The 18,409-nt window shown below is 40.2% G+C and carries 26 protein-coding genes, 2 pseudogenes and 1 riboswitch; of the genes and pseudogenes, 6 read left to right on the plus strand and 22 right to left on the minus strand.

Annotation, left to right across the window (positions count from 1 at the left end):
• Positions 1-89: 89 nt before the first annotated feature.
• The 13 genes and pseudogenes from NR125_RS14420 to NR125_RS14475 form a co-directional block, all read right to left on the minus strand.
• The gene (locus NR125_RS14420) at positions 90-1,259 is read right to left on the minus strand and encodes a flagellin N-terminal helical domain-containing protein (RefSeq protein ID WP_256815535.1); all 1,170 of its coding nucleotides are present in this window, start codon (positions 1,257-1,259) and stop codon (positions 90-92) included.
• 147 nt (positions 1,260-1,406) lie between these two features.
• Positions 1,407-1,637: a carbon storage regulator CsrA gene (gene csrA, locus NR125_RS14425; protein ID WP_252245539.1), complete on the minus strand. Its 231-nt coding sequence runs from the start codon at positions 1,635-1,637 to the stop codon at positions 1,407-1,409.
• On the minus strand, positions 1,637-2,077 hold the full coding sequence (gene fliW / locus NR125_RS14430; RefSeq protein WP_256815536.1) for a flagellar assembly protein FliW: 441 nt from the start codon (positions 2,075-2,077) through the stop codon (positions 1,637-1,639). Before fliW ends, csrA begins: the two co-directional genes overlap by 1 nt.
• Before the next feature lie 15 nt (positions 2,078-2,092).
• Complete coding sequence (locus NR125_RS14435; RefSeq protein WP_256815537.1) at positions 2,093-2,656, minus strand: DUF6470 family protein; 564 nt, start codon at positions 2,654-2,656, stop codon at positions 2,093-2,095.
• Between the two features lie 55 nt (positions 2,657-2,711).
• Positions 2,712-3,572, minus strand: coding sequence for a flagellar hook-associated protein FlgL (gene flgL / locus NR125_RS14440; RefSeq protein WP_256815538.1), 861 nt, complete (start codon positions 3,570-3,572; stop codon positions 2,712-2,714).
• Positions 3,573-3,585: 13 nt separating this feature from the next.
• Positions 3,586-5,142 carry a flagellar hook-associated protein FlgK gene (flgK, locus tag NR125_RS14445; RefSeq protein ID WP_009331971.1) on the minus strand — a complete coding sequence of 519 codons (1,557 nt, stop codon included), beginning with the start codon at positions 5,140-5,142 and terminating at the stop codon, positions 3,586-3,588.
• Between the two features lie 18 nt (positions 5,143-5,160).
• Positions 5,161-5,640, minus strand: a complete 480-nt coding sequence (locus NR125_RS14450) for a flagellar protein FlgN (RefSeq protein WP_009331972.1) — start codon at positions 5,638-5,640, stop codon at positions 5,161-5,163.
• A gap of 15 nt (positions 5,641-5,655) precedes the next feature.
• Entirely contained in the window at positions 5,656-5,922 is a 267-nt protein-coding gene (gene flgM / locus NR125_RS14455) for a flagellar biosynthesis anti-sigma factor FlgM (protein ID WP_009331973.1), read from the minus strand.
• 144 nt (positions 5,923-6,066) lie between these two features.
• The gene (locus NR125_RS14460) at positions 6,067-6,498 is read right to left on the minus strand and encodes a TIGR03826 family flagellar region protein (protein WP_071156343.1); all 432 of its coding nucleotides are present in this window, start codon (positions 6,496-6,498) and stop codon (positions 6,067-6,069) included.
• 69 nt (positions 6,499-6,567) lie between these two features.
• The gene (locus NR125_RS14465; protein WP_256815539.1) at positions 6,568-9,153 is read right to left on the minus strand and encodes an EAL domain-containing protein; all 2,586 of its coding nucleotides are present in this window, start codon (positions 9,151-9,153) and stop codon (positions 6,568-6,570) included.
• A gap of 50 nt (positions 9,154-9,203) precedes the next feature.
• A riboswitch (cyclic di-GMP riboswitch) is annotated at positions 9,204-9,290 on the minus strand.
• 73 nt (positions 9,291-9,363) lie between these two features.
• Positions 9,364-9,696: a ComF family protein gene (locus NR125_RS29610; protein WP_009331976.1), complete on the minus strand. Its 333-nt coding sequence runs from the start codon at positions 9,694-9,696 to the stop codon at positions 9,364-9,366.
• Between the two features lie 222 nt (positions 9,697-9,918).
• Positions 9,919-10,062: pseudogene (locus NR125_RS29925) on the minus strand (ComF family protein); the annotation flags it as partial.
• Positions 10,058-11,017: pseudogene (locus NR125_RS14475) on the minus strand (ATP-dependent helicase ComFA); the annotation flags it as partial. The pseudogenes NR125_RS29925 and NR125_RS14475, both read right to left, overlap by 5 nt.
• A 209-nt stretch (positions 11,018-11,226) precedes the next feature.
• On the opposite strand from NR125_RS14475, the gene NR125_RS14480 reads away from it, so the two are divergent.
• The gene (locus NR125_RS14480) at positions 11,227-12,015 is read left to right on the plus strand and encodes a helix-turn-helix domain-containing protein (RefSeq protein WP_256815540.1); all 789 of its coding nucleotides are present in this window, start codon (positions 11,227-11,229) and stop codon (positions 12,013-12,015) included.
• Here NR125_RS14480 and NR125_RS14485 read toward each other — a convergent pair whose 3' ends face one another.
• The 4 genes from NR125_RS14485 to NR125_RS14500 form a co-directional block, all read right to left on the minus strand.
• Entirely contained in the window at positions 12,016-12,591 is a 576-nt protein-coding gene (locus NR125_RS14485; RefSeq protein ID WP_256815541.1) for a replication-relaxation family protein, read from the minus strand.
• Positions 12,584-13,864: an FtsK/SpoIIIE domain-containing protein gene (locus NR125_RS14490; RefSeq protein ID WP_256815542.1), complete on the minus strand. Its 1,281-nt coding sequence runs from the start codon at positions 13,862-13,864 to the stop codon at positions 12,584-12,586. Before NR125_RS14490 ends, NR125_RS14485 begins: the two co-directional genes overlap by 8 nt.
• Before the next feature lie 152 nt (positions 13,865-14,016).
• Positions 14,017-14,286 (minus strand): hypothetical protein, encoded by a 270-nt coding sequence (locus NR125_RS14495; RefSeq protein ID WP_026581008.1) that lies wholly within the window; start codon positions 14,284-14,286, stop codon positions 14,017-14,019.
• Positions 14,261-14,575 (minus strand): hypothetical protein, encoded by a 315-nt coding sequence (locus NR125_RS14500; protein ID WP_051428161.1) that lies wholly within the window; start codon positions 14,573-14,575, stop codon positions 14,261-14,263. The genes NR125_RS14495 and NR125_RS14500 overlap by 26 nt, the downstream gene beginning before the upstream one ends.
• A gap of 160 nt (positions 14,576-14,735) precedes the next feature.
• On the opposite strand from NR125_RS14500, the gene NR125_RS14505 reads away from it, so the two are divergent.
• Together NR125_RS14505 and NR125_RS14510 are read left to right on the plus strand one after the other, a co-directional pair.
• A complete protein-coding gene (locus NR125_RS14505) occupies positions 14,736-14,936 on the plus strand; it encodes a helix-turn-helix transcriptional regulator (RefSeq protein ID WP_026581009.1) in 201 nt (66 codons plus the stop codon).
• 3 nt (positions 14,937-14,939) lie between these two features.
• Positions 14,940-15,449, plus strand: a complete 510-nt coding sequence (locus NR125_RS14510; RefSeq protein ID WP_026581010.1) for a hypothetical protein — start codon at positions 14,940-14,942, stop codon at positions 15,447-15,449.
• 20 nt (positions 15,450-15,469) lie between these two features.
• Here the strand turns inward: NR125_RS14510 and NR125_RS14515 are convergent, their stop codons facing one another.
• A complete protein-coding gene (locus tag NR125_RS14515) occupies positions 15,470-15,691 on the minus strand; it encodes a LexA family protein (protein ID WP_256815543.1) in 222 nt (73 codons plus the stop codon).
• Positions 15,684-15,884: a hypothetical protein gene (locus tag NR125_RS14520; RefSeq protein WP_256815544.1), complete on the minus strand. Its 201-nt coding sequence runs from the start codon at positions 15,882-15,884 to the stop codon at positions 15,684-15,686. Before NR125_RS14520 ends, NR125_RS14515 begins: the two co-directional genes overlap by 8 nt.
• A 130-nt stretch (positions 15,885-16,014) precedes the next feature.
• Here NR125_RS14520 and NR125_RS14525 point away from each other — a divergent pair, with 130 nt between their 5' ends.
• The 3 genes from NR125_RS14525 to NR125_RS14535 are packed head-to-tail and all read left to right on the plus strand — an operon-like array spanning position 16,015 to position 17,019.
• Positions 16,015-16,344 (plus strand): YolD-like family protein, encoded by a 330-nt coding sequence (locus tag NR125_RS14525; protein ID WP_256815545.1) that lies wholly within the window; start codon positions 16,015-16,017, stop codon positions 16,342-16,344.
• Positions 16,345-16,346: 2 nt separating this feature from the next.
• Complete coding sequence (locus tag NR125_RS14530; RefSeq protein WP_256815546.1) at positions 16,347-16,706, plus strand: YhjD family protein; 360 nt, start codon at positions 16,347-16,349, stop codon at positions 16,704-16,706.
• Positions 16,707-16,719: 13 nt separating this feature from the next.
• Positions 16,720-17,019, plus strand: coding sequence for a DUF1827 family protein (locus tag NR125_RS14535; RefSeq protein ID WP_256815547.1), 300 nt, complete (start codon positions 16,720-16,722; stop codon positions 17,017-17,019).
• Positions 17,020-17,035: 16 nt separating this feature from the next.
• On the opposite strand, the gene NR125_RS14540 is transcribed toward NR125_RS14535, so the two are convergent.
• From NR125_RS14540 to NR125_RS14550, 3 genes are all read right to left on the minus strand, one after another.
• Entirely contained in the window at positions 17,036-17,725 is a 690-nt protein-coding gene (locus tag NR125_RS14540; protein WP_256815548.1) for an N-acetylmuramoyl-L-alanine amidase, read from the minus strand.
• Between the two features lie 126 nt (positions 17,726-17,851).
• Positions 17,852-18,109, minus strand: coding sequence for a phage holin (locus NR125_RS14545; RefSeq protein ID WP_256815549.1), 258 nt, complete (start codon positions 18,107-18,109; stop codon positions 17,852-17,854).
• Between the two features lies 1 nt (position 18,110).
• Complete coding sequence (locus tag NR125_RS14550) at positions 18,111-18,380, minus strand: hemolysin XhlA family protein (RefSeq protein WP_256815550.1); 270 nt, start codon at positions 18,378-18,380, stop codon at positions 18,111-18,113.
• Positions 18,381-18,409 lie beyond the last annotated feature (29 nt).

Raw genomic sequence — 18,409 nt, forward strand, 5'->3', positions numbered from 1 at the left:
TTTATATAGAATGAATTATTTAAATCTGTTAAAAAAGACCCTGAAAAATATTCAGGGTCTTACTAAATTTATCTAAGTTACTACTCAGATTAACGTAATAATTGAAGGACGCCTTGTGGCTGTTGGTTTGCTTGAGCCAACATTGCTTGAGCTGCTTGAGAAAGGATAGAATTCTTAGTTTGTTCCATCATTTCTTTAGCCATATCAACGTCACGTACACGAGACTCAGCAGCAGTTAAGTTCTCTGAAGAAGTACCCAAGTTATTGATAGTATGCTCTAAACGATTTTGGTAAGCACCAAGTTTTGAACGTTGTGCAGATACATCTTCAATTGCCTTGTTTACTGCAGTAATAGCTGCTTCAGCTGAACCTGCAGAAGTTACATCAATACCTTTAACATTCAATGCAGTTGAACTCATATCACCAATACCCACTCTCATAGTTTGAGAAGAGTTGGCACCAATTTGGAAAGATAAACTGCTATCGGCATATTCTTCTATAGAAGCACGTGAAGTGAATGTAGCTTCTTTTCCGATAGAATCACTTGTTAATGCACCTAAAGTAAGTGAATATGAACCATCTGCAGTAGCGATTGTTTGAGCTCCACCTGTAGCAGCAATGCCTGTAATTGTATTAGATTGACCATCCTGAGTAGTCCACTCCATAGAGTAAGTGCCAGCAGTAGCGTCATAGTCAGTGATTTTAACATTAATTGTTTCATTTGCTTCAGAACCTGGAGTTCCAGCAACTGCAGGTGTAGTTGCTACAACTGAATCAAAAAGAGCTTTATCCCCTTGGTTATCAAAAGAAACACTTCCTAGCTCTTCTGTTACACCTTTTAATGAACCATCTAGCAATTTTTTTGTATTAAATTCTGTTGTACTAGATATTCTATCCATTTCTTCTACTAATTGATCTACTTCTTTTTGAAGTTCATTACGGTCAGTTTCTGTGTTTGTATCGTTTGAAGCTTGTACTGATAACTCACGCATACGTTGAAGTATTGAATGTGTTTCATTTAGAGCACCTTCAGCTGTTTGGATTAAAGAAATACCATCTTGGGCATTTTTAGATGCCATATCTAACCCACGGATTTGTCCACGCATTTTTTCAGAAATCGCCAGACCAGCAGCGTCATCTCCAGCACGGTTAATACGAAGACCTGAAGATAATTTCTCCATTGATTTTGACTGAGCGCCTGAAGCACTGTTTAACTGACGATAAGTATTCAACGCCGCAATATTATGATTAATTCTCATTGTTTGTTTCCTCCTTGAGTTATATATCCCACATCCATGTGGTTGCTTTACTAACCAGCAGAAAAGTCGGCCGCCTTTTTGCTGTTTAGCTTTACAATGGTTATATCGACTTATTTTGACAGGTGTTTAATAGTTTGGAAAAATTTTTTATTGCTTTTTAAAAAAGTTGCTTAAACTTTCAATTGCACCAGCATCTGTTTGAGTTGCGCTGCTGTTTTCCTGCTGAATAGATAGATATATTTCCTTCCTATGAATATCCACATTTTTCGGCGCGCTGATACCTAGCTTTACCTGGTCACCTTCAATAGAGAGGATAGAGATTTCAATATCGTCACCAACCATAATCGATTCTTTAAGTCTCCTTGTCAGTACAAGCATTATCTCTCCCCCTGTTCTTGAGGTGTCATGATTTTATGCCTTGTCTGGTAAGGTGTTTGATTAAGAATGACTTGTTTGCCCAGTTTTTTTGTTTGGTTAATGACTAATGGAGCCTGCAGGTTAGCGGTTGTTTCCTTAAATGGCTCTCTTAATGTCAAGATCGCAAATGTCACTACATCTTTTTCTGTTTGAATCTCTAATTTTTCTATTGTCTCATCCGGCAAATCAAACCCATACTGCGGAAACAGAGCAAACGGATCTGTAACAATAAATGCCACCTCAGTTGTCTTTACTGATTGCAGAACAAATAAGTCTGTCCCGTCAAGAGGAAAAATATAAAACTTCTTCTCATCTAAAAACCCCGGTATCCCAGACGGAAAATGAATAATGTCATCCTTATTAATTTCCTGCTCACCATGAAACTTTGTCAGGATATTCATCTTTTCACCTCATTGCTATATTGTTAGATTGATAAAATCAATATTTAGGCTGTTTTTCTCAAGAATTTCTGTGCTGACTTTTCCTGGTGTATAGGTATGAATCGGCTTTCTAATTTCAACGTCAATCTTCGGCTTTTGCGGCTGTGCCTCTATGTTTACTTTGGCTGGTTCGTATTGAATCTTTACGCTATTGTGAGAAGGCACCCAGCCAATATTGAACTGGTTAGGAGGGCCTTCGCTATTTTCCTTGGCCTGATAGGCGATAGGATTACCGCCGTTTTCAATTTTCATGAGCTCTCTTCCCTGAACTGTCCTTCTCTCCATCCCTTTTAGCCAATCCTGGTACCCGTTTTGGGCAAACTCTTCTATTCTTCTGCCGACATTTCTTAGGTCAACGTCTTCGCGTGCTTTTGTCTGGTCAATCGTCAGCTTTCCAGGGATTGTTTCAATTTCCAGGATGGCCTTTGGCTGCTGGATAGATTGGATGGCAGGGGGCTGTTCGATCTCCTGTACCGGCTTTTCTATCCTTAAACCCATTTTGATAAAATTGGATTCCAGTCTAATCTGCGGAAGGTTCATGATAAACACCTCTCTTATGAAAAAAAGCTATCACTGATGGATAGCTTTTCACTGATTATCTTAAAAAGTCAGTCAGGGTTGGTTGAATGATCCTTGCCCCAACACTTAGTGCAGCACGGTGGATGCTTTCCTGGGTTGTAAGGTCGATGATAGCTTTCTCCATATCGATGTCTTCGTTATCGGAAAGGATTCTAGTTGAGAAAACTTCTTGCTGGGAAAGACGATCCTCCATCAAATCGACCCGATTTTGTTTGGCACCAATTTGGGCACGAGCAGACAAAAAATTATCTATATCCTTATCTATACTTTCAAGCATATCCCCGACAGCTGGATCATTTGATTCAAGAGCTGTAATGAGTTTTTGGATATCTCCATCATCGCTGAGCATGTCCCCAAACAAAGCTTTCCCCTCTGTGTTGACAGGAATTTTGATGCCTGAAAAAACCTCAAGCTCGATGGTTCCACTCTGAAAACCTGATTCAGATGGACGTACATTTGTCTGATTGCCATTGAAAATATATTTTCCGCCCACTTGTGTGTCCCCGATATTTTGTAAATGCTCTTTAAGCTGTTTGACCTCTTCAGCAACTGCTTTCCGCTGATCTCCTTCCAGCGTGCCGTTGCTTGCTTGAAGAGTCAGCTCCCTGATTCGCTGCAGGGCCAGTACCCCTTTATCCAGGGCATCATCTGTACTGTCGACCCAGTTTCTCACTTCTCCAATATTGCGGGTATATTGATGAATCCGGTTCAAATCCGTACGATAGTTCATCCCCATCATCGCAGCAACCGGATCGTCTGATGGCTTGGTGAATTTCTTCTGGGTGGAAATTTGATCCTGAAGCTTGTCCAGCCGGCTGTAGCTGTTGCTTAAGTTTCGAAGCATGTTATTTGATAGCATTGATTGTGTTACGCGCACTTTATTTCACCCTTTATCTGCCTACAACGCCCATGCCGTTGATAATTTTATCGAGCATTTCATCAACCACAGTTATGTTTCTTGCTGAAGCGTTGTATGCATGTTGGAATTTAATCATATTGGTCATTTCTTCGTCTAATGACACGGCACTGACGGATTGCCTGTTCTGCTCAACAGAGGCAGCCAAAATGGCAGAGTTCCTTAGATCTTTTTGGGCACTTTGTGAATCAACACCAAGCCGGCCGATGAGTCCGGAATAATACGAATCAAGGCTGCCGTTTAAGTTAGCCTTTTCTTCAGGACTTAGTGATTCATAGCTGCTGAAGCTTTTCTTCCTTAAATCAGCGAGCAGCTGAGCATTTCCGTTATCGCCTGAAGCACCGCTGGCTGCACCTGCTGCAATTTTTGAGGAATCATCCAGTATTTCCTGCTTTACTTTAATCGATTGGGCCGCATTGCCCGCAGTAAATTCAAAAAAGTCCAAACCAGATGGCTCATCAGCCCCGAGCGGGAAACCTTCCCGATGGATCTTATTAAACTCTTTCGCAAAAGCCTCTGTCATTTTATTCAGTTTATCCAGCATTTCAGGGTAAACCCCTTTAGCTTCGCCACCAGATTCATAGCCAAAGCTCTTAACTAATCCTGCAAGCTCTCCGGATAATTTACTGAAGTCATTAATAGTTTCTGATCCTATCTTTAAGCCGGAAATAAAGCCATCACTGCTTTTTTCAACCTCAAGTTTATTTACATCCATAATTCCGGCTTCCTTCGTTACAGGAACCAATTGAATAGGAGGCTCGAATGACTTTCCATCCTGCTGGACAATTTCAATATTATAAAGCCCGTCCGCTATTTTCTGGGCATTGCCGTAATTGTCTGGAATAACCTTAGAAACCTTTACATTAACCAGCTTTGATAAATTGTCCACCAGCACGTCCCGCTGGTCATAAAGGTCATTTGGCAAGTAGCCATGTGGCTCTACTGATGAAATCTGCTTATTTAGATTATCAATTTGTGCGACAATTGCATTGATTTCATCCGCCTTAACGTTAATCTGGCTTCCGATATCTTCCTGGACTCTTGTCAGAGAATTATAGTAATAGTTCAGCGTATCAGCGACCATTTGACCGGTTGCGGCAACTACATCCCTTGCACCTGTATTCTCTGTATGGCTGGATAAATCCTGAATAGCATTCCAGAACTTTTCAAGGGTGCTATGCAGACCATTCTCAGATGGCTCATTCATGATTTCTTCCATTTTAGTCAGGGATTCACTCATCGCACCATAATAGCCCATTTTTGTGCTTTCAGTACGATATTGCATATCCAGGAAGCCTTCACGAATACGCTGGACCGATCCTGCTTCTACTCCTGTCCCCATCTGCCCCGGAATTTGCGGACGGTTAAGCCCGGCACCAGGATATGGCTCAGTCTGTGAAAAGTTAATCCGCTGCCTGGTATAGCCTGGCGTATTCGCATTTGAAATATTATGTCCGGTTGTATATAAAGCACTTTGCTGGGTGAACATGCCGCGGCGGGCTGTTTCAAGTCCCATGAAAGTTGAACGCATGTTTGTTCCTCCGTTCTGCTACACTTTCGAGTTAAAAATTCCTGGATTCATTTTTTCTGAATTCTTTTTGGCAGGCGGGCCGTAGTTCATCGTTTCAGGCTGCGGCCTTAAAAGATTCATAGATACATTTACAAACTGAAGCGAATGATGAACAAGCTGCTGGTTTAGGAAGTTCTGCTCTTTCAGTTCATATACCAGCTCAGCAAGCTCCTTTGTGATGACCTCAAGCTTGAAGCGATCAGGCTGCGTGAGGATATTTAAGCAATCGGAAACTGCAGGGCTCTCAAGCATAGGTGCTATCGACTTCGCTGCCTTTGCCCGCTCTTTCTCCAATCGGCCGATAGCGGCAATATGAGTCTGCTCATCCTTCAGCATCTGATTGAGGGCGTCCATGTCGCCGGTTTTAATAATATCTGTCTTTTTAACTGCGAGTTCATAAAGGCTTTTATGAAGCTTTAGCAGTTTTTCCATCGCTGCAGTAAGTGATTCGGCTGACATGCCATTCCCTCCTCATTATTTTTTCGTATAAAAATTGGCGATGCTTTTCGCGACTTCTTTTGGATTGATTTTATAAGTACCGTTCTCTACCTGGATTTTAAGTTCTTCTACTTTGGCTTTGCGGTTCTCGCTCAGCTGTGATACCTGCTGCATTTCCTTTGCGGTAGAGCTGATTTCGATTTTATCTGATGCCGTTCTGGCTGTTTTCCCTGCGTTTTCAAGCTTGTTCATTTGGCGTTTGTATGGGTTCACGCCTGAAGGACCAAAGTTATTGATTTTCATGTGTACCCCTCACTTTCTTTCCGGTCGAATTAACCTAAGTCTATTATCGGCTATAAGTTTAGTTTCTTTAAATGTTAATTTAACTTTGGCAAAAAATACATCTATAAGCCCATAGAAAAAAGCTATGTGAATGAGTCACATAGCTTAGAATCGCCTATTGATCTTTTCATTGACGGCAAAATAAGTGCCGTGTTTTTCTTTTTGAGCTGCTTCTTTTCTTCGTTCTTCCTCAGAGGTAAACTGCTGGAGATCTTTCTTCAAATCCCCTGCACAGCTGCCGCATAGCTTACCTTCCCGGATGCTTGTTCCGCATTTATCACAGGGATACCCCAAATTTGGAAATTGCGCTAACTTCAAACGGCCGGTCTTAATAAACTTTATGATGAGTTCTTCCTCGACTTCGGTCGCCTCGACAACCTCCATCATCTTCGCTGTCCTGTTTTCCCTCTTCCTGATGAACTGGTAAACCGTCTCATAGGCCTTTTCTTCTTCCTTCCAGCAGTCCTGGCAGACATCGCGAAATTGGTTTCTGACAAAAATGGCATCACATTTCGGGCAGTTAGATAACTCAGCCATATGGTTCTTCCTCTCTCAATTTATATGAAATTATTATAGCTCGAAGAATAGGATAATTATAGAAAAATATTATTCAAAATACAGCTGGCTGCTGGCTGTTTCTATGAATCGGGATTCAGGAACGGAGGGGTTTTGCTCTAGCTGTACCTGCAGAGTATCAAGCATCCCCGCAAGTTCAGCTCTAGGTCCCTCTTCTATAATAAATTGAAACCCGTAATTAGTCAGAGTATCCGATATTTCATCTTTTCTGACAATCGTACCGGTAAAGGCAAGGACCTCCCCTAATAGCTTGGTTTCGATTAATAGAATAATATCTTTTCTCACAGGGAGTTTCATTTTTGAAGCAAATTTAACACCGCCTGCACTCATATCCTCAATCAGGATTTTCGTGCTGCCCATTTTAACAGGCTTGCTGTTAAGCTCTAAGATGGTCATTTCTGCTTCCAGCGGATAGGGAAACTCGATTCGAACATACTTGCGCAATCCTTTAAACACATTGTCTTCCTTGATATTTTGCGGCTTCAGGGTGCCAATTAACAGTTTCTGCTCAAAGGAGGATGGCGGAATTGGCTTGCTGAAAAGATATCCCTGTATTTGGTCACACTCATTCTTCCTTAAAGAATAGAATTGTTCAAAAGTCTCTACGCCTTCTGCTACCACCTTCATATTCAGCCCATGGGCAAGCTGAATCAGATTGGCCGTAATGATGGCATCTTCCGCAGTTTTATCCATTGCCTGTATAAATGTTTTATCAATCTTTAAAACATCAAATTTATAATTTTTCAGCTGTGTGATGGAGGAATACCCGGTCCCAAAGTCATCCAGTGCAATCTTCACTCCCATTGAACCCAATTCTTTAAGCACTGAAATGACGTTCTCTGAGTAATTGATTAGGGAAGATTCCGTCAATTCAATTTCTATTAGTTCCGCCTCCAGATGATACTCGTCTAATGCTTCCTTTATCATAGAAACAAGACTATTTTTCAAAAAGCTTAATGGCGAGATATTAACAGATATCGGAACAATACTTAAGCCTTTTTCTTTCCAGTCAAACAGCTGCCTGCATACCTTCCTTATCACATATTCACCGATATTGATAATGAAACCGGATTCCTCTGCAACAGGTATAAACTCAAGCGGCGAAACTCTGCCCCATTCTGGATGACTCCATCTCAATAGAGCCTCTGCGCTCAATATTTTGCCGGTCTTCGTATCGACTCTTGGCTGATATTCCAGGATGAACTCATCATTCACCAGCGCTTTCCTCATATCCTGTTCCAGGGTAAATAACTTATAAGATTCAATATCCATGGATGGATGATAAACCTGAAATCTGTTTTTCCCTTTCTGTTTCGCATGATAAAGTGACGTTTCCGTATTTCTAACCATTTCCTCAGCTGATACCCCATTATTCGGATATATGCTAATGCCTATGGAAGGGGTTATTTTGAGCTCAAAGCTCTCGATATGAAAGGGATCAGAGAATATTTGATAAATGCAATCTCCTAATTGGGCAGGGTCCTCCACTTCCTGGATATGTTCCTTAATGACAGCAAATTGATCACCGGAAATTCTTGCTGAAAAAAAAGTTACATTTAATTTCTCCCTGATTCTTTTTGCGACAAGTCTAAGAAGTTCATCTCCAGCCGAGTGCCCAAATGTATCATTAATCTGCTTTAAGCGCTCCAAATCAAAAAACAGGACGGCAAATCGGTGTTTCTCATTGTCTTTCACCAAGCTCTGAAGCTTTTGGTCGAAGTATCTTCGATTCGGCAAATCGGTTAAATGATCATAAAAAGCCATATGTCTCATTTTCTCTTCAAGCCGTTTTTGTTCTGTTATGTCTGTGACAAAGCCATCAACCCGGATAAGTTCGCCTCTTTCATCTAAATAGGGGATACTATGATCATTCACCCATCTCAGCTCACCGGATTTATTGAAAATACGATATTGGCAGCGAATGCTCTTCCCATCTATAAGATTCACCCGGTTGGCTTCCAGACTTTGCAGGTCATCGGGATGGATCACTTCGTCCCATAAATCGAAATTATCAATTAGCTCGTCGGCTGTGTACCCGAAAATACCTTCCACTCCCCTGGAGAAATGAAATACCTTTCTTTCTATTAAATCGGCAGAATAAATGCCCACATCAAGATTCTCATAGATTTGTCCTATTTTTCGCTCGTTTTCATAGAGCTTTTCTTCCATGCGCCTTTTTTCCGTTATATCCTGAATCGTTGCAATAATTTTCGGTGATCCGCTATCTTCTGCAAAATAATTCGCACGCTGATGAATATACCGTTCCTCTCCATCCTGCCTGATTATCCTGCATATCAGATCCACACTATTCATTTCCTTTAGCAGCTTTTGAAACTGATCTTCAAAAGCCGGACGGTCGTCTGGATGAAGATAGCTCAAATACATTCTGTAGTCTGGAAAAAAGCCTTTTTGAGACTTTAGGCCAAATATCCGGAACAGCTGATCTGACCAAAACCCTCTATCGTTTTCAACATCGTACTCCAGGCTCCCAATATTTGCGATCTTCTGAGCCTGGTTCAGGTTATTTTTTATTTTAGTTAGTTCCAATTGCTGACTGTTATATTCAGCAGTATCTTTAGTGGTGTTTTCACCATCCTGTGGGTTTATTTCGTCCACTTCAAAACATCCTTTCCAATAAAAAAAGGCAAACGAAAATAGTTATTCTTCTGTGCAGCCCGGCTGCCATGGCAGAAACCTGCTTTAGGCCCGCAGCTTTGCGTCTTTTACTTTCGTAAAATTTGCCCTGGATTAGAATATTTTAACATAGGATTATTTTCCTAATAACTATCTAGTTCAAAAACACCAACTTGTAATTTATTCCATCCATTATCCTCTTGCCAAAGTAAGCGAGCATACTGATGCAGCGCCCCCTGCTTTCAGAACTTTCGCTGCATGATATAGAGTTGAGCCGGTGGTATAGATATCGTCAATTAGGATAATCTTCTTATTTTCGATATGGAGATTAAGCGGCTGGAAGACCTGATGAAAATGGATTCGGTCAAATCGCGATTTCTTGGATTGCTTTTCTGAGTGAATTCGATGCAGCAGCTCCGTCACGGTAAAGCCTGCCTCATGTATGAGGGCAGCAGACTGATTGAAGCCTCGTTCATAAAGCCTTTGGGGACTTAGAGGGATTGGGACGAGATAGTCGAATTCCACGGTACTCAGCTTTTCCCTAATGATAGGAGAAAAAGCTCTCGACAAAATATAGTCGCCCCGGAACTTATAGCGGGCTATAGTTTCTTTCAGAAAGTCATCGTATATAAAAAGGGAATTGTTTTTCAGAAGCTGCCCTGACCATTCTGGATCCCCGTTCCACCTTAGACAATCTGCGCATAGATTCCCTTTTCGAAATTGAAGATCTAAGTTACTGAAGGGCCGGCTGCATTTACTGCAAGTATCTCCATTGATAAATGGGAGTTTATCGGTGCAGCCCTTGCATAAATGATTCTCTTTTGGCCGCGACCAAAGCGTTGTCCAGCTGACAGCTGAAAGGATTTCTTCATGGCATATTAAGCAGTTAATGGTTTATCAGTCCTTTCTTTTTGGCTTCAGTGTTCATTTTAAGGATTTGTTTCTGTGCTTTGATCATGCTTTCGGTTTTGCCGTAATGGAAAAAGGTAATATCACCGCTTGGAAATTGAGAGCTTCTGCCAACCCGGCCAGCAATTTGAACAAGAGCGCTTTCTGTAAAAATGCGGTCTTCTGCTCCGAGTACTGCCACATCAATATTAGGGAAGGTAACTCCTCTTTCCAAGATCGTCGTTGTTAAAAGCATTGGGATCTCTTTATTGCGCATCATTTGGACTTTGTCTTTTCGATCGGGGTCTTCTGCGTGAACAGCTTGGATTTTAGGATAGGTTTTACGAAGGATGGTGAGGACTTTTTCCATTTTATCGATTTTTGGAAGGAAGAGCAGGCACTGCTTCTGGTTGTCGAGCCTCTTCCTAATCCAATAGGTAATTGCTGACGGGAGTTTGTCTTTTTTTAGTGATTTTTCCCAATTTCCGCACCATTTCAAATCCGGTAAAGGCAATGGATGGCGATGATATCTAGCCGGGATAGTGACAAAGTTTCTTTTTCCGCTGCGGCATTCATTTTGCCATTTTTGACTGGGGGTGGCAGTTAAATAGATCATAGAGGAGGTTTCTTTGCGGGATTGGCGGACGGCATACTGCAGGGTTTCGTCTGCCGTATAAGGAAAGGCATCCACTTCATCAAGGATTACGGTGTCAAAAGCTTTATAAAAGCGGAGGAGCTGATGGGTGGTGGCGATGGTCAAAGGAGCTTGAAGGTGGCGGTCTTCACTGCCGCCGTAAAGGACAGCCACCTGAATACCGGGGAAGACTGCTTTTAGCCGCGGACCAAGCTCAAGTACAACATCTGTTCTCGGAGTAGCAATGCATACTCTTTTTCCAATGGCAAGCGCAGTATTAATCCCTTCAAACAGCACTTCCGTTTTTCCAGCACCACAAGTAGCTGGTTATGAATACTAAAAAAATTCATAACTAAAAACAAAAGAGCACAGCGTGTATAAGTAGTGCTACCAACACTCTTATACCGTCCGCCTAACGCACTAGGCAAACACTTGCTGTACCCTTAGATGTAGTTTATTACATTGTGGGTTTCTTTAGCAACGGTTTGCTAACACAGGCCGTTGCTTTTTTGTTTCCAAAGGGAGACATTTTAATGAAGAAACGAATTGATGTAATTGCTGGAGAAGAGTCTTTTTCAAACCTTTCAACATTTAGCGACATTGAAGAAATGAATAAGACTGTACGCATCTATAAGGATCAATTAAAAGCCACTGTGAAGCGTTCTGATGTACAGGTTAGACTAATTTCATTACTGGAACTATTAAAGCGTCACAGCTGCAAGCAAATCGGTGTAAGCTATATGTGCAAAAACACCATTGCAGACATACTGAAATTGTCTTATAAAACGGTCCAAAGATTAGTCAAAAAATTAGAAGACCTTGGCATGATCCGCCAGGTTTCCATGAAGCGCAAAAAGGATATGCTGCAGACTGCCAATGCAATTATTATTCAGCCTGCTAAAAATGATGTGTCCGACAAGAACCCTCCGAAAAAGTCCGGGAAGTGTCCGACCATTAAAACAACCCCTGTTTCTTTAAAACAAAATATTAATAATACACGTAAAGCTGTGGCTCAATTCTCCAATTCAAATTTCATTGCTCATTGGGTACCAGAAGCATTTGCTTCACTTGCAGGATCCTTCTATGCAAAGGCTGAGACTATTCAAGAATTCTGGAAGGTTGTAAAACAATGTAATCGAGTAATTAATCATGAGACAGAAGAGCGAGCATTTACATCAGCTGGGGAACTTGAAATTGGCCTTAAAGCATTCAAGGAGTTTGTTATGAAGGTGAAAGCAGGCAAGAGGATGAATAAAGGAGAATTTGCCTACTTCAACGGAATTGTAAATAAGCTAATGGATAAATATTATTGGTCCATGTAATTATCTTAAATCTTCCTTGGTGAAAACCATACACAGCATGCCTACAGCTGCACAATAATTGTTTAATATCTCCCTTCGGCTTTCAGTTGTGGTGTAGAAAACAAGGACAGGCTTATGCTTATATTGCTTTTCGATGGCTGGAGATAGAAGTTCATATTGCTTGATTTTCTTTTTATTCTCATGCATGGATTGAGTCCGATCTACTTCTAAAAAGTGAAAAACTTTATGATGGGTGAAAGTTGCATCAGGGATAATCGAGGTCTCTTTGTAGGTCAGCCCACTTTGATATTTGAAGGTGATCTTTTCCTCTATCCTCCAATCTTGTGGACGGTTGAAATAAAGGTACATGTCGTTTCTGAGAAGGTGATGATCTACAGTTAATGACCATTTCACTTCTTTATCAGATCCAATGAGATCCCTGCCGGCATTGTTTAAATAATATACATATTTGCCGTTATGCATCTTAATGTGCAGAAAGTCTTTCATCCTGTTCAGCACCTTAAGTGCATTCCGATCAGTTCCTAATCCATGCAGCAATTGAAGATGTTCTCTTGAGGCAAAAACCAATTTATCCAAACTTAACAAGATCTTCTCCTGCCGGCTCTTCTTTTTCTCGATACTCGACAACATTTTTTGGGGCTCCTTTCATTGATTGTGGGACCTGGTATCTCTCTAATCGTTTCCACATGTCATGATCTTCTAAGAGTGGTACCTGCATTTTCTGGAGCTCATGAGTTTTATAAAGCCCCCTGCCTTTAACATCTGATGGCAGTTCCTCAGCTCCCCTTTCATCAATGGCCACTTCTGAGGCATAACCGGATGGCAGCCTAAAGGTTACTTTACCATCGGAATTTTGTTTTATAGAACGAGGCAAAGTGTCTGATGTTGGGTATTGGGTGCAGAATACTTCTCTATAGCCCAAACCTCCACCAATACGGGTTATTTCACCTAAAAAGTATTGGCACATACCTAACATTTCTTTCTGTTCTTTTTTCATCCACTTCTCAGGGGCCAGCTGGGCTGCTTCATCCACAATGATGAACTTCCTTTTCTTAATGGGTGTATTAGATATGTTTGTGTAGAAATTTTCTTGAAAGTACTTATATTCCTCCTGCATCTGATTGTGGATGCCATCAAGCATGATAGCAGCTTCCATTGGATTGCTGGCCACCCCTTTTACCTGTTCCAAAAGCTTATATCTTCCAAACTCCAGACCTCCCTTTAAATCGATGATATACAGCTCCACATCTTGTGGATGGTAATCAATCAAATATGTCACCAGGACCTTCAAAAAGACTGTTTTTCCAAATCGCGTGGTGCCTGCCACAGTCATATGAGGAATCTGTTCAAAGTCATGCCAGAGCATTCCTTCCAAAACTTTTCCTAATGGTATTACCCACTTGTTTTCTCCTGCCTTCTTATGATCTTCTGGATAAATAGGGCATTCCGGAACAAGATCATAAGGGAATAAGTTTGGAATATCCTTCTTAAACACTTTAATCACTAAATACTTCCGTGGATCCTTAGGGATCACCCAGGGTTTAAATTCGACCAATACAGGCCGACTTAATCCATCTGAGAAAAAATGCACCTTCTTTTCCATCTCAGCCATTTTGGTAGCAGGCAAGCCTAATGGGATCTGAAAAACATACTTTGTTCCAATTTCCTCGTTCCCATCCACAATAGGATATTTCTTTTTGAATTTAGGGAATTGAGGTTCCCCATTTTTATTGGTGATCCCATACCCTGTGTTTTCAAATATAGTCTGTATGTTTTTCCTTTCATTGCTCCCTTTAGGGATGGCTGCAGCTCCTGCCACCAACAGGGGAAAAGCTAACCATTCAATCATTGAACATGCTCTCCTTTCCAAAATGAACTTGTGGAACAAGTGAATGAGGACTTTAGCGAAAAGCTAAAGGAATTTCACTCAAACTGAACCAATAAATACAAGCTCTATCCATTGAAAACATTGACATCCGAACCGACCGGAGAACTGACTGCCTAAAACCCAATGACCAGGCTGCGTATGAGTGGGTTCTTAAATACAGCCCACCCGAGAGCAAACAGAATCCCTCCCAGACCAACTGCCCGAACAGTCGCTTCATTAATCGGCACGCCACATTTTTCTAAAAAAAAGAGGGCCATTAAGACAGCCCCAGTGCCCACAAAGAAGGTAAGTCCCCCATCCACCATGGACAATAGACCTGGATCTGGAGCCATATAGGAATAACCAGAAACAAACTGCTTAAAAGGAATAACCTCGATTCCCACGTCTCTCTTCCTCCTTCAGCTTCCTTTTTAATTTGGCTGCTGTTTGATAATAAACTTCGTCATAGCTTTCAATTCCAGAATCCACACATTGGTACCGTTCCAGATAGTTCATGATGGTCCAGCAATCATCTGCAGTTTTTGCGCTGAAATACAGTTGATTAAGATAGTCAGAGGAAAATAGATATTCAGTTTCATCCAGTTCATTAAAACTGCTTTCATACATTCTCCTCTTAGTCACCTCACTTTCCCTATAACCATCAAAAATGCTTCTTATTATTCCATTAATCATGTATCTCCACCTCTTTCTGTCAGTGTCTGATACAATATATGGGCATTTGACTATAAAATTGCCTGTCTTTCAAAGAAAAGTTAAATTTTTATCAAACTTATCTTTAAAGGAATTCAAATCAAAGTGTGGAAATGGTTATAAAAGCTATTGGAGGCCACATATGTTTAAAAATAAAATAGATTATTGGATGGATAAGCAGGGGTTAAAGAACAAACATATCGCTAAAGCTTGTGAAGTAACGGAAACCACCTTTTCAAAATGGAGACAAAATAAAACTCAGCCAGATTTGAAACAATCGGCAATTATTGCACGTAAATTAGGAGTATCTATTGATGATTTAGCAGATCTTGAGGAGGATTAAATAATGTATTATTTGTTTGTTGGGCTTTTTGTAATAACAGTCGCATTAGGAATGCTTACTATTTTCTTTTTGTTCAAGAGGGAAAAATACGGCGCCAAGCGACTTTCAATTAGTGCATTAGCACTCGTTGTCTCGGTATTAATTTTAATACCTCTTGGGAATTCACCAGTAGTTGATGAAATGTCTGACGAAGAAACTGATCAATGGTATGAAGACAATGTTGCACCAAAATCAACTGAAGAAGCAGCGAGTGTAGTCCAGGAGGTTAAGGAAACGGAACCATTAGTAAGCAAAGCTGAATCTGATCTAATTCATAAAGGAATGACTTATGAGGAAGTGGTGTCAATTATTGGGCAGGAAGGAACTTTAAGCAATGAAACTAAAATGAGCCACGCCACTTTAACCTCATATAAATGGGAAAATGAAGATGGTAGTTATGCCGCTATTTTTTTCTCTGACAAAAACACAGGGGTACCTAAAGTTGAAGATTTTATATTCAGCAACTTAAAATAATAAAAAACAAACCGTCTCAATTAAGAGGCGGTTTTTATTATGCGCAGCGTTCTTGGTGGTGTTGGCTCCCAGCTGATATATCCTTTGTCTTTTAATTTATGAAGCAGATCACTAACTGTGGATGGTGATTTTAATCCCAACATATCTGCAATGTCACGAAATGCCGGTGGATAATTGTGTTTATTTATATATTGATTTATGGCTTCTAAAGTTTCCTTTTGTCTCTTCGATAGTTTACGCATAATTTACCCCTCTTTTTCTACGTTGTTTGGCAGCTGATAAAATGTTTGCTCGTTTAAATGATCTCAGCTGCTGTTTACCAATATCAAAAGTCAAAATGCCCTCCACAGTTATTTTTCTTACAATAACTGATCTGTGTGTAAGCTCCCCAGCATCATTTATATAGATTAAATCAATCGGTAATTTATTTTCCATTGAGTATTTAAATAAGCAATTCATCACTTTCAGCTCCTTTTGACATAATAATATACAAACACGCGTTCGATTTCAAGTTGATTTTCGAACAAATGTTTGTATAATTTATAGTATAAGGAGCTGAAAGGAAATGATTCGTGATCGCGGAAAAAAGAAATGGCAATCTGCATTCTTTATGCCTGAGCATGTAAAAATGCTTAAACAGATAACCTATGATGATAAGAAACAAAAGAAGCCACAGCTGGATGAACAGGAGTTTGAAGAGATTGGATTTGTTGTTATGGATTCACTGAATAATACAATACCAATTAAGGTGACGATCTGGCAGGATGGTTTTTTTAAGGCTATTACTGGAATAGTCGATAAGGTGGATATGCTAATGAAATACATTTTATTTGAATGTGATGAAGGAAAAAGAAAAATAATGATTGAAGAAATTACGGGTGTTGAAAGGGTATAGAGATGACCAGGATTCCAGAGAAAGACCGCGATATTTTAGAACAAGCAATGTATCTTCCTATGCTGCTGACCATTCTGGAACGCGATCGAATCATAATTGATAAGGCGGGCTTTAAGCTAAAAGAGCCTTATCTTCAATTAATTGAGGAAACAATAAAGGCTGTACAAAGGGACTTAAAAGAAACGAAGAATGCCATGAGGAAAGATAGGATGAAGGTTGAGCAAGTAGCCAGGGACGAAGATTTTACAATGTTTTTATTCATATATAAAGGGTTTGAAGAACAGCATAATTATTTTAATCCTCGTATCCGGAATAAAGTCCAGGAGTTACTGGAGCATTATTTATATAAACGATATAAATGAGAGGGTGTTTTTAATGAAATTTAAAGATGTTACAAAGGAAAACATTGAATTAGTTTCAAGAGTGGAGAAGGGTCCCTTAGCTGGTCAAAAGGTTAAAGTATATGACTGTAAGGACACTAGGGTAGTGTTTAGCACTGATGGAGAAAATAAACACATAAGTATTTCTAATATTAACAGACCAGTTAGAATGTCAGAAATAGATTATGCAGTGAGAAAAATTATGAAGGCTTATGGTGAAACATTGCTTGTGAAAGAAGGCGTAAGAGGAATAATTCACATTCGTTTGGTAAAGGAAAAAGCCCCTCTCCATTGAGAAGGGCTTTTCTTATTTACTTAACTCGAAGCACTTGTCCAACATAAATAGTGTAATTATCATCAAGGTTATTCCAATCTTTGATTTGTTGCACAGTGCTTCCATAAGTTCTGCTTAAAGAGTAAACTGTATCTCCAGAAACAACAGTATGATATACTGCAGAGCTCTTTCTTGGAAGATTGAAACTCTTCACGATTCCATTCACATGGCCACGAGCGAGATTTTCAATAAAAGTAGCTGATTTTAATTTACCTGCATCATTGGCATTATCAATAAAACCATTTTCGGTAAGAAGTGCCGGCATAGCTGATTCACGTAGCATGTGGAAGTTAGCCTGTTTCTTACCCCTATCATAGAAATCTACCAGCTTAATTATCTCAGCATGAATATTGTTTTGATAAGTGGTGGTGGGTGCCCCAACTCCTGGATAAACATAATCCTCATATCCTGTACCACCACCTGCGTTAATATGAACTGATAATAAGAAGTCAGCTCCCCAAGCATTGGCTGCATTCGTGCGCTCAGATAAGGAGACAGTTTGATCTCCAGTCCGACTCATCCGGATTGAAACATTATCATATTCAAGGGTTAAAATATCTTTAATACGTGTAGCAATTTGAAGTGTTAAATTCTTTTCCTGTAACCCGTTACCAACTGCACCTGGATCTGTTCCGCCGTGTCCTGGATCAATAAATACTTTTACCATGTTTAATCACCTCTAATATTATTTTTATTCCAAAATAAATAAACTGCTTGTATTACCGTCCTTACCTTTCACATGACAATCACCCCCTTTCAAGACATAATAAAAGCCGCCCAAAAGGGCAGCTTCTTATTTCTTTATTAATTTTTGAGCTTGTAGGGCCTTCTTCTGAAGACCGCCTCGTTCAGTAACGTAGTTATTCTTAAACCAGGCAATAAGGGAAGTCACAATAGTAAACAGGGTGGATCCCAATAAATACATTCCTTCCACAACTGTTATGACTTGACTCTCATCTAATGCAATCGTGCCTACCCCAAATACCTGATTAATTAATGCAATAAAAAGAAGCACCGTCCGCATGACAGTGCCCTTGTCCATGTTTTTCATTTTAGCTTCCTCCTTTGAATACTGTGAAAATAATTGCTATGCCGCCACCAATAAGCCCTGTACATACAGCTGTAATTAATGCTGCTGTAATTGTGCGTTTAAGCCATTTGGTATCTTCTTTAATCTCTTTTAGATCTCCCTGGATATTCTGAATGGATTGATCTTGTAATAATGTTTTATCCTGTAGCCGGCGAATATCGCCTTTCATATCCTCTATATCTTTTTGAACAGATGTTTTCCAAATATCCACTGCTTCCGCCTCCTGTGTCACTCACAATCCCCCCTTGAAGGCAAAATATT

The organism is Cytobacillus sp. Bac17 (assembly GCF_024519925.1).
Taxonomy (GTDB): domain Bacteria; phylum Bacillota; class Bacilli; order Bacillales; family Cytobacillaceae; genus Cytobacillus; species Cytobacillus pseudoceanisediminis.

Coding starts and splice junctions, on each gene's coding strand:
- NR125_RS14515 (WP_256815543.1), bottom strand. CDS start 15,691: ATGCGTAAACTATCGAAGAGACAAAAGGAAACTTTAGAAGCCATAAAT.
- NR125_RS14540 (WP_256815548.1), bottom strand. CDS start 17,725: ATGGTAAAAGTATTTATTGATCCAGGACACGGCGGAACAGATCCAGGT.
- NR125_RS14420 (WP_256815535.1), bottom strand. CDS start 1,259: ATGAGAATTAATCATAATATTGCGGCGTTGAATACTTATCGTCAGTTA.
- NR125_RS14535 (WP_256815547.1), top strand. CDS start 16,720: ATGAAATTTAAAGATGTTACAAAGGAAAACATTGAATTAGTTTCAAGA.
- NR125_RS14530 (WP_256815546.1), top strand. CDS start 16,347: ATGACCAGGATTCCAGAGAAAGACCGCGATATTTTAGAACAAGCAATG.
- NR125_RS14500 (WP_051428161.1), bottom strand. CDS start 14,575: ATGATTAATGGAATAATAAGAAGCATTTTTGATGGTTATAGGGAAAGT.
- csrA (WP_252245539.1), bottom strand. CDS start 1,637: ATGCTTGTACTGACAAGGAGACTTAAAGAATCGATTATGGTTGGTGAC.
- NR125_RS14520 (WP_256815544.1), bottom strand. CDS start 15,884: ATGGAAAATAAATTACCGATTGATTTAATCTATATAAATGATGCTGGG.
- NR125_RS14435 (WP_256815537.1), bottom strand. CDS start 2,656: ATGAACCTTCCGCAGATTAGACTGGAATCCAATTTTATCAAAATGGGT.
- NR125_RS14545 (WP_256815549.1), bottom strand. CDS start 18,109: ATGAAAAACATGGACAAGGGCACTGTCATGCGGACGGTGCTTCTTTTT.
- flgM (WP_009331973.1), bottom strand. CDS start 5,922: ATGAAAATCAATAACTTTGGTCCTTCAGGCGTGAACCCATACAAACGC.
- flgK (WP_009331971.1), bottom strand. CDS start 5,142: ATGCGTTCAACTTTCATGGGACTTGAAACAGCCCGCCGCGGCATGTTC.
- fliW (WP_256815536.1), bottom strand. CDS start 2,077: ATGAATATCCTGACAAAGTTTCATGGTGAGCAGGAAATTAATAAGGAT.
- NR125_RS14480 (WP_256815540.1), top strand. CDS start 11,227: ATGAAGAAACGAATTGATGTAATTGCTGGAGAAGAGTCTTTTTCAAAC.
- NR125_RS14525 (WP_256815545.1), top strand. CDS start 16,015: ATGATTCGTGATCGCGGAAAAAAGAAATGGCAATCTGCATTCTTTATG.
- NR125_RS14450 (WP_009331972.1), bottom strand. CDS start 5,640: ATGTCAGCCGAATCACTTACTGCAGCGATGGAAAAACTGCTAAAGCTT.
- NR125_RS14505 (WP_026581009.1), top strand. CDS start 14,736: ATGTTTAAAAATAAAATAGATTATTGGATGGATAAGCAGGGGTTAAAG.
- NR125_RS14510 (WP_026581010.1), top strand. CDS start 14,940: ATGTATTATTTGTTTGTTGGGCTTTTTGTAATAACAGTCGCATTAGGA.
- NR125_RS14490 (WP_256815542.1), bottom strand. CDS start 13,864: ATGATTGAATGGTTAGCTTTTCCCCTGTTGGTGGCAGGAGCTGCAGCC.
- NR125_RS14460 (WP_071156343.1), bottom strand. CDS start 6,498: ATGGCTGAGTTATCTAACTGCCCGAAATGTGATGCCATTTTTGTCAGA.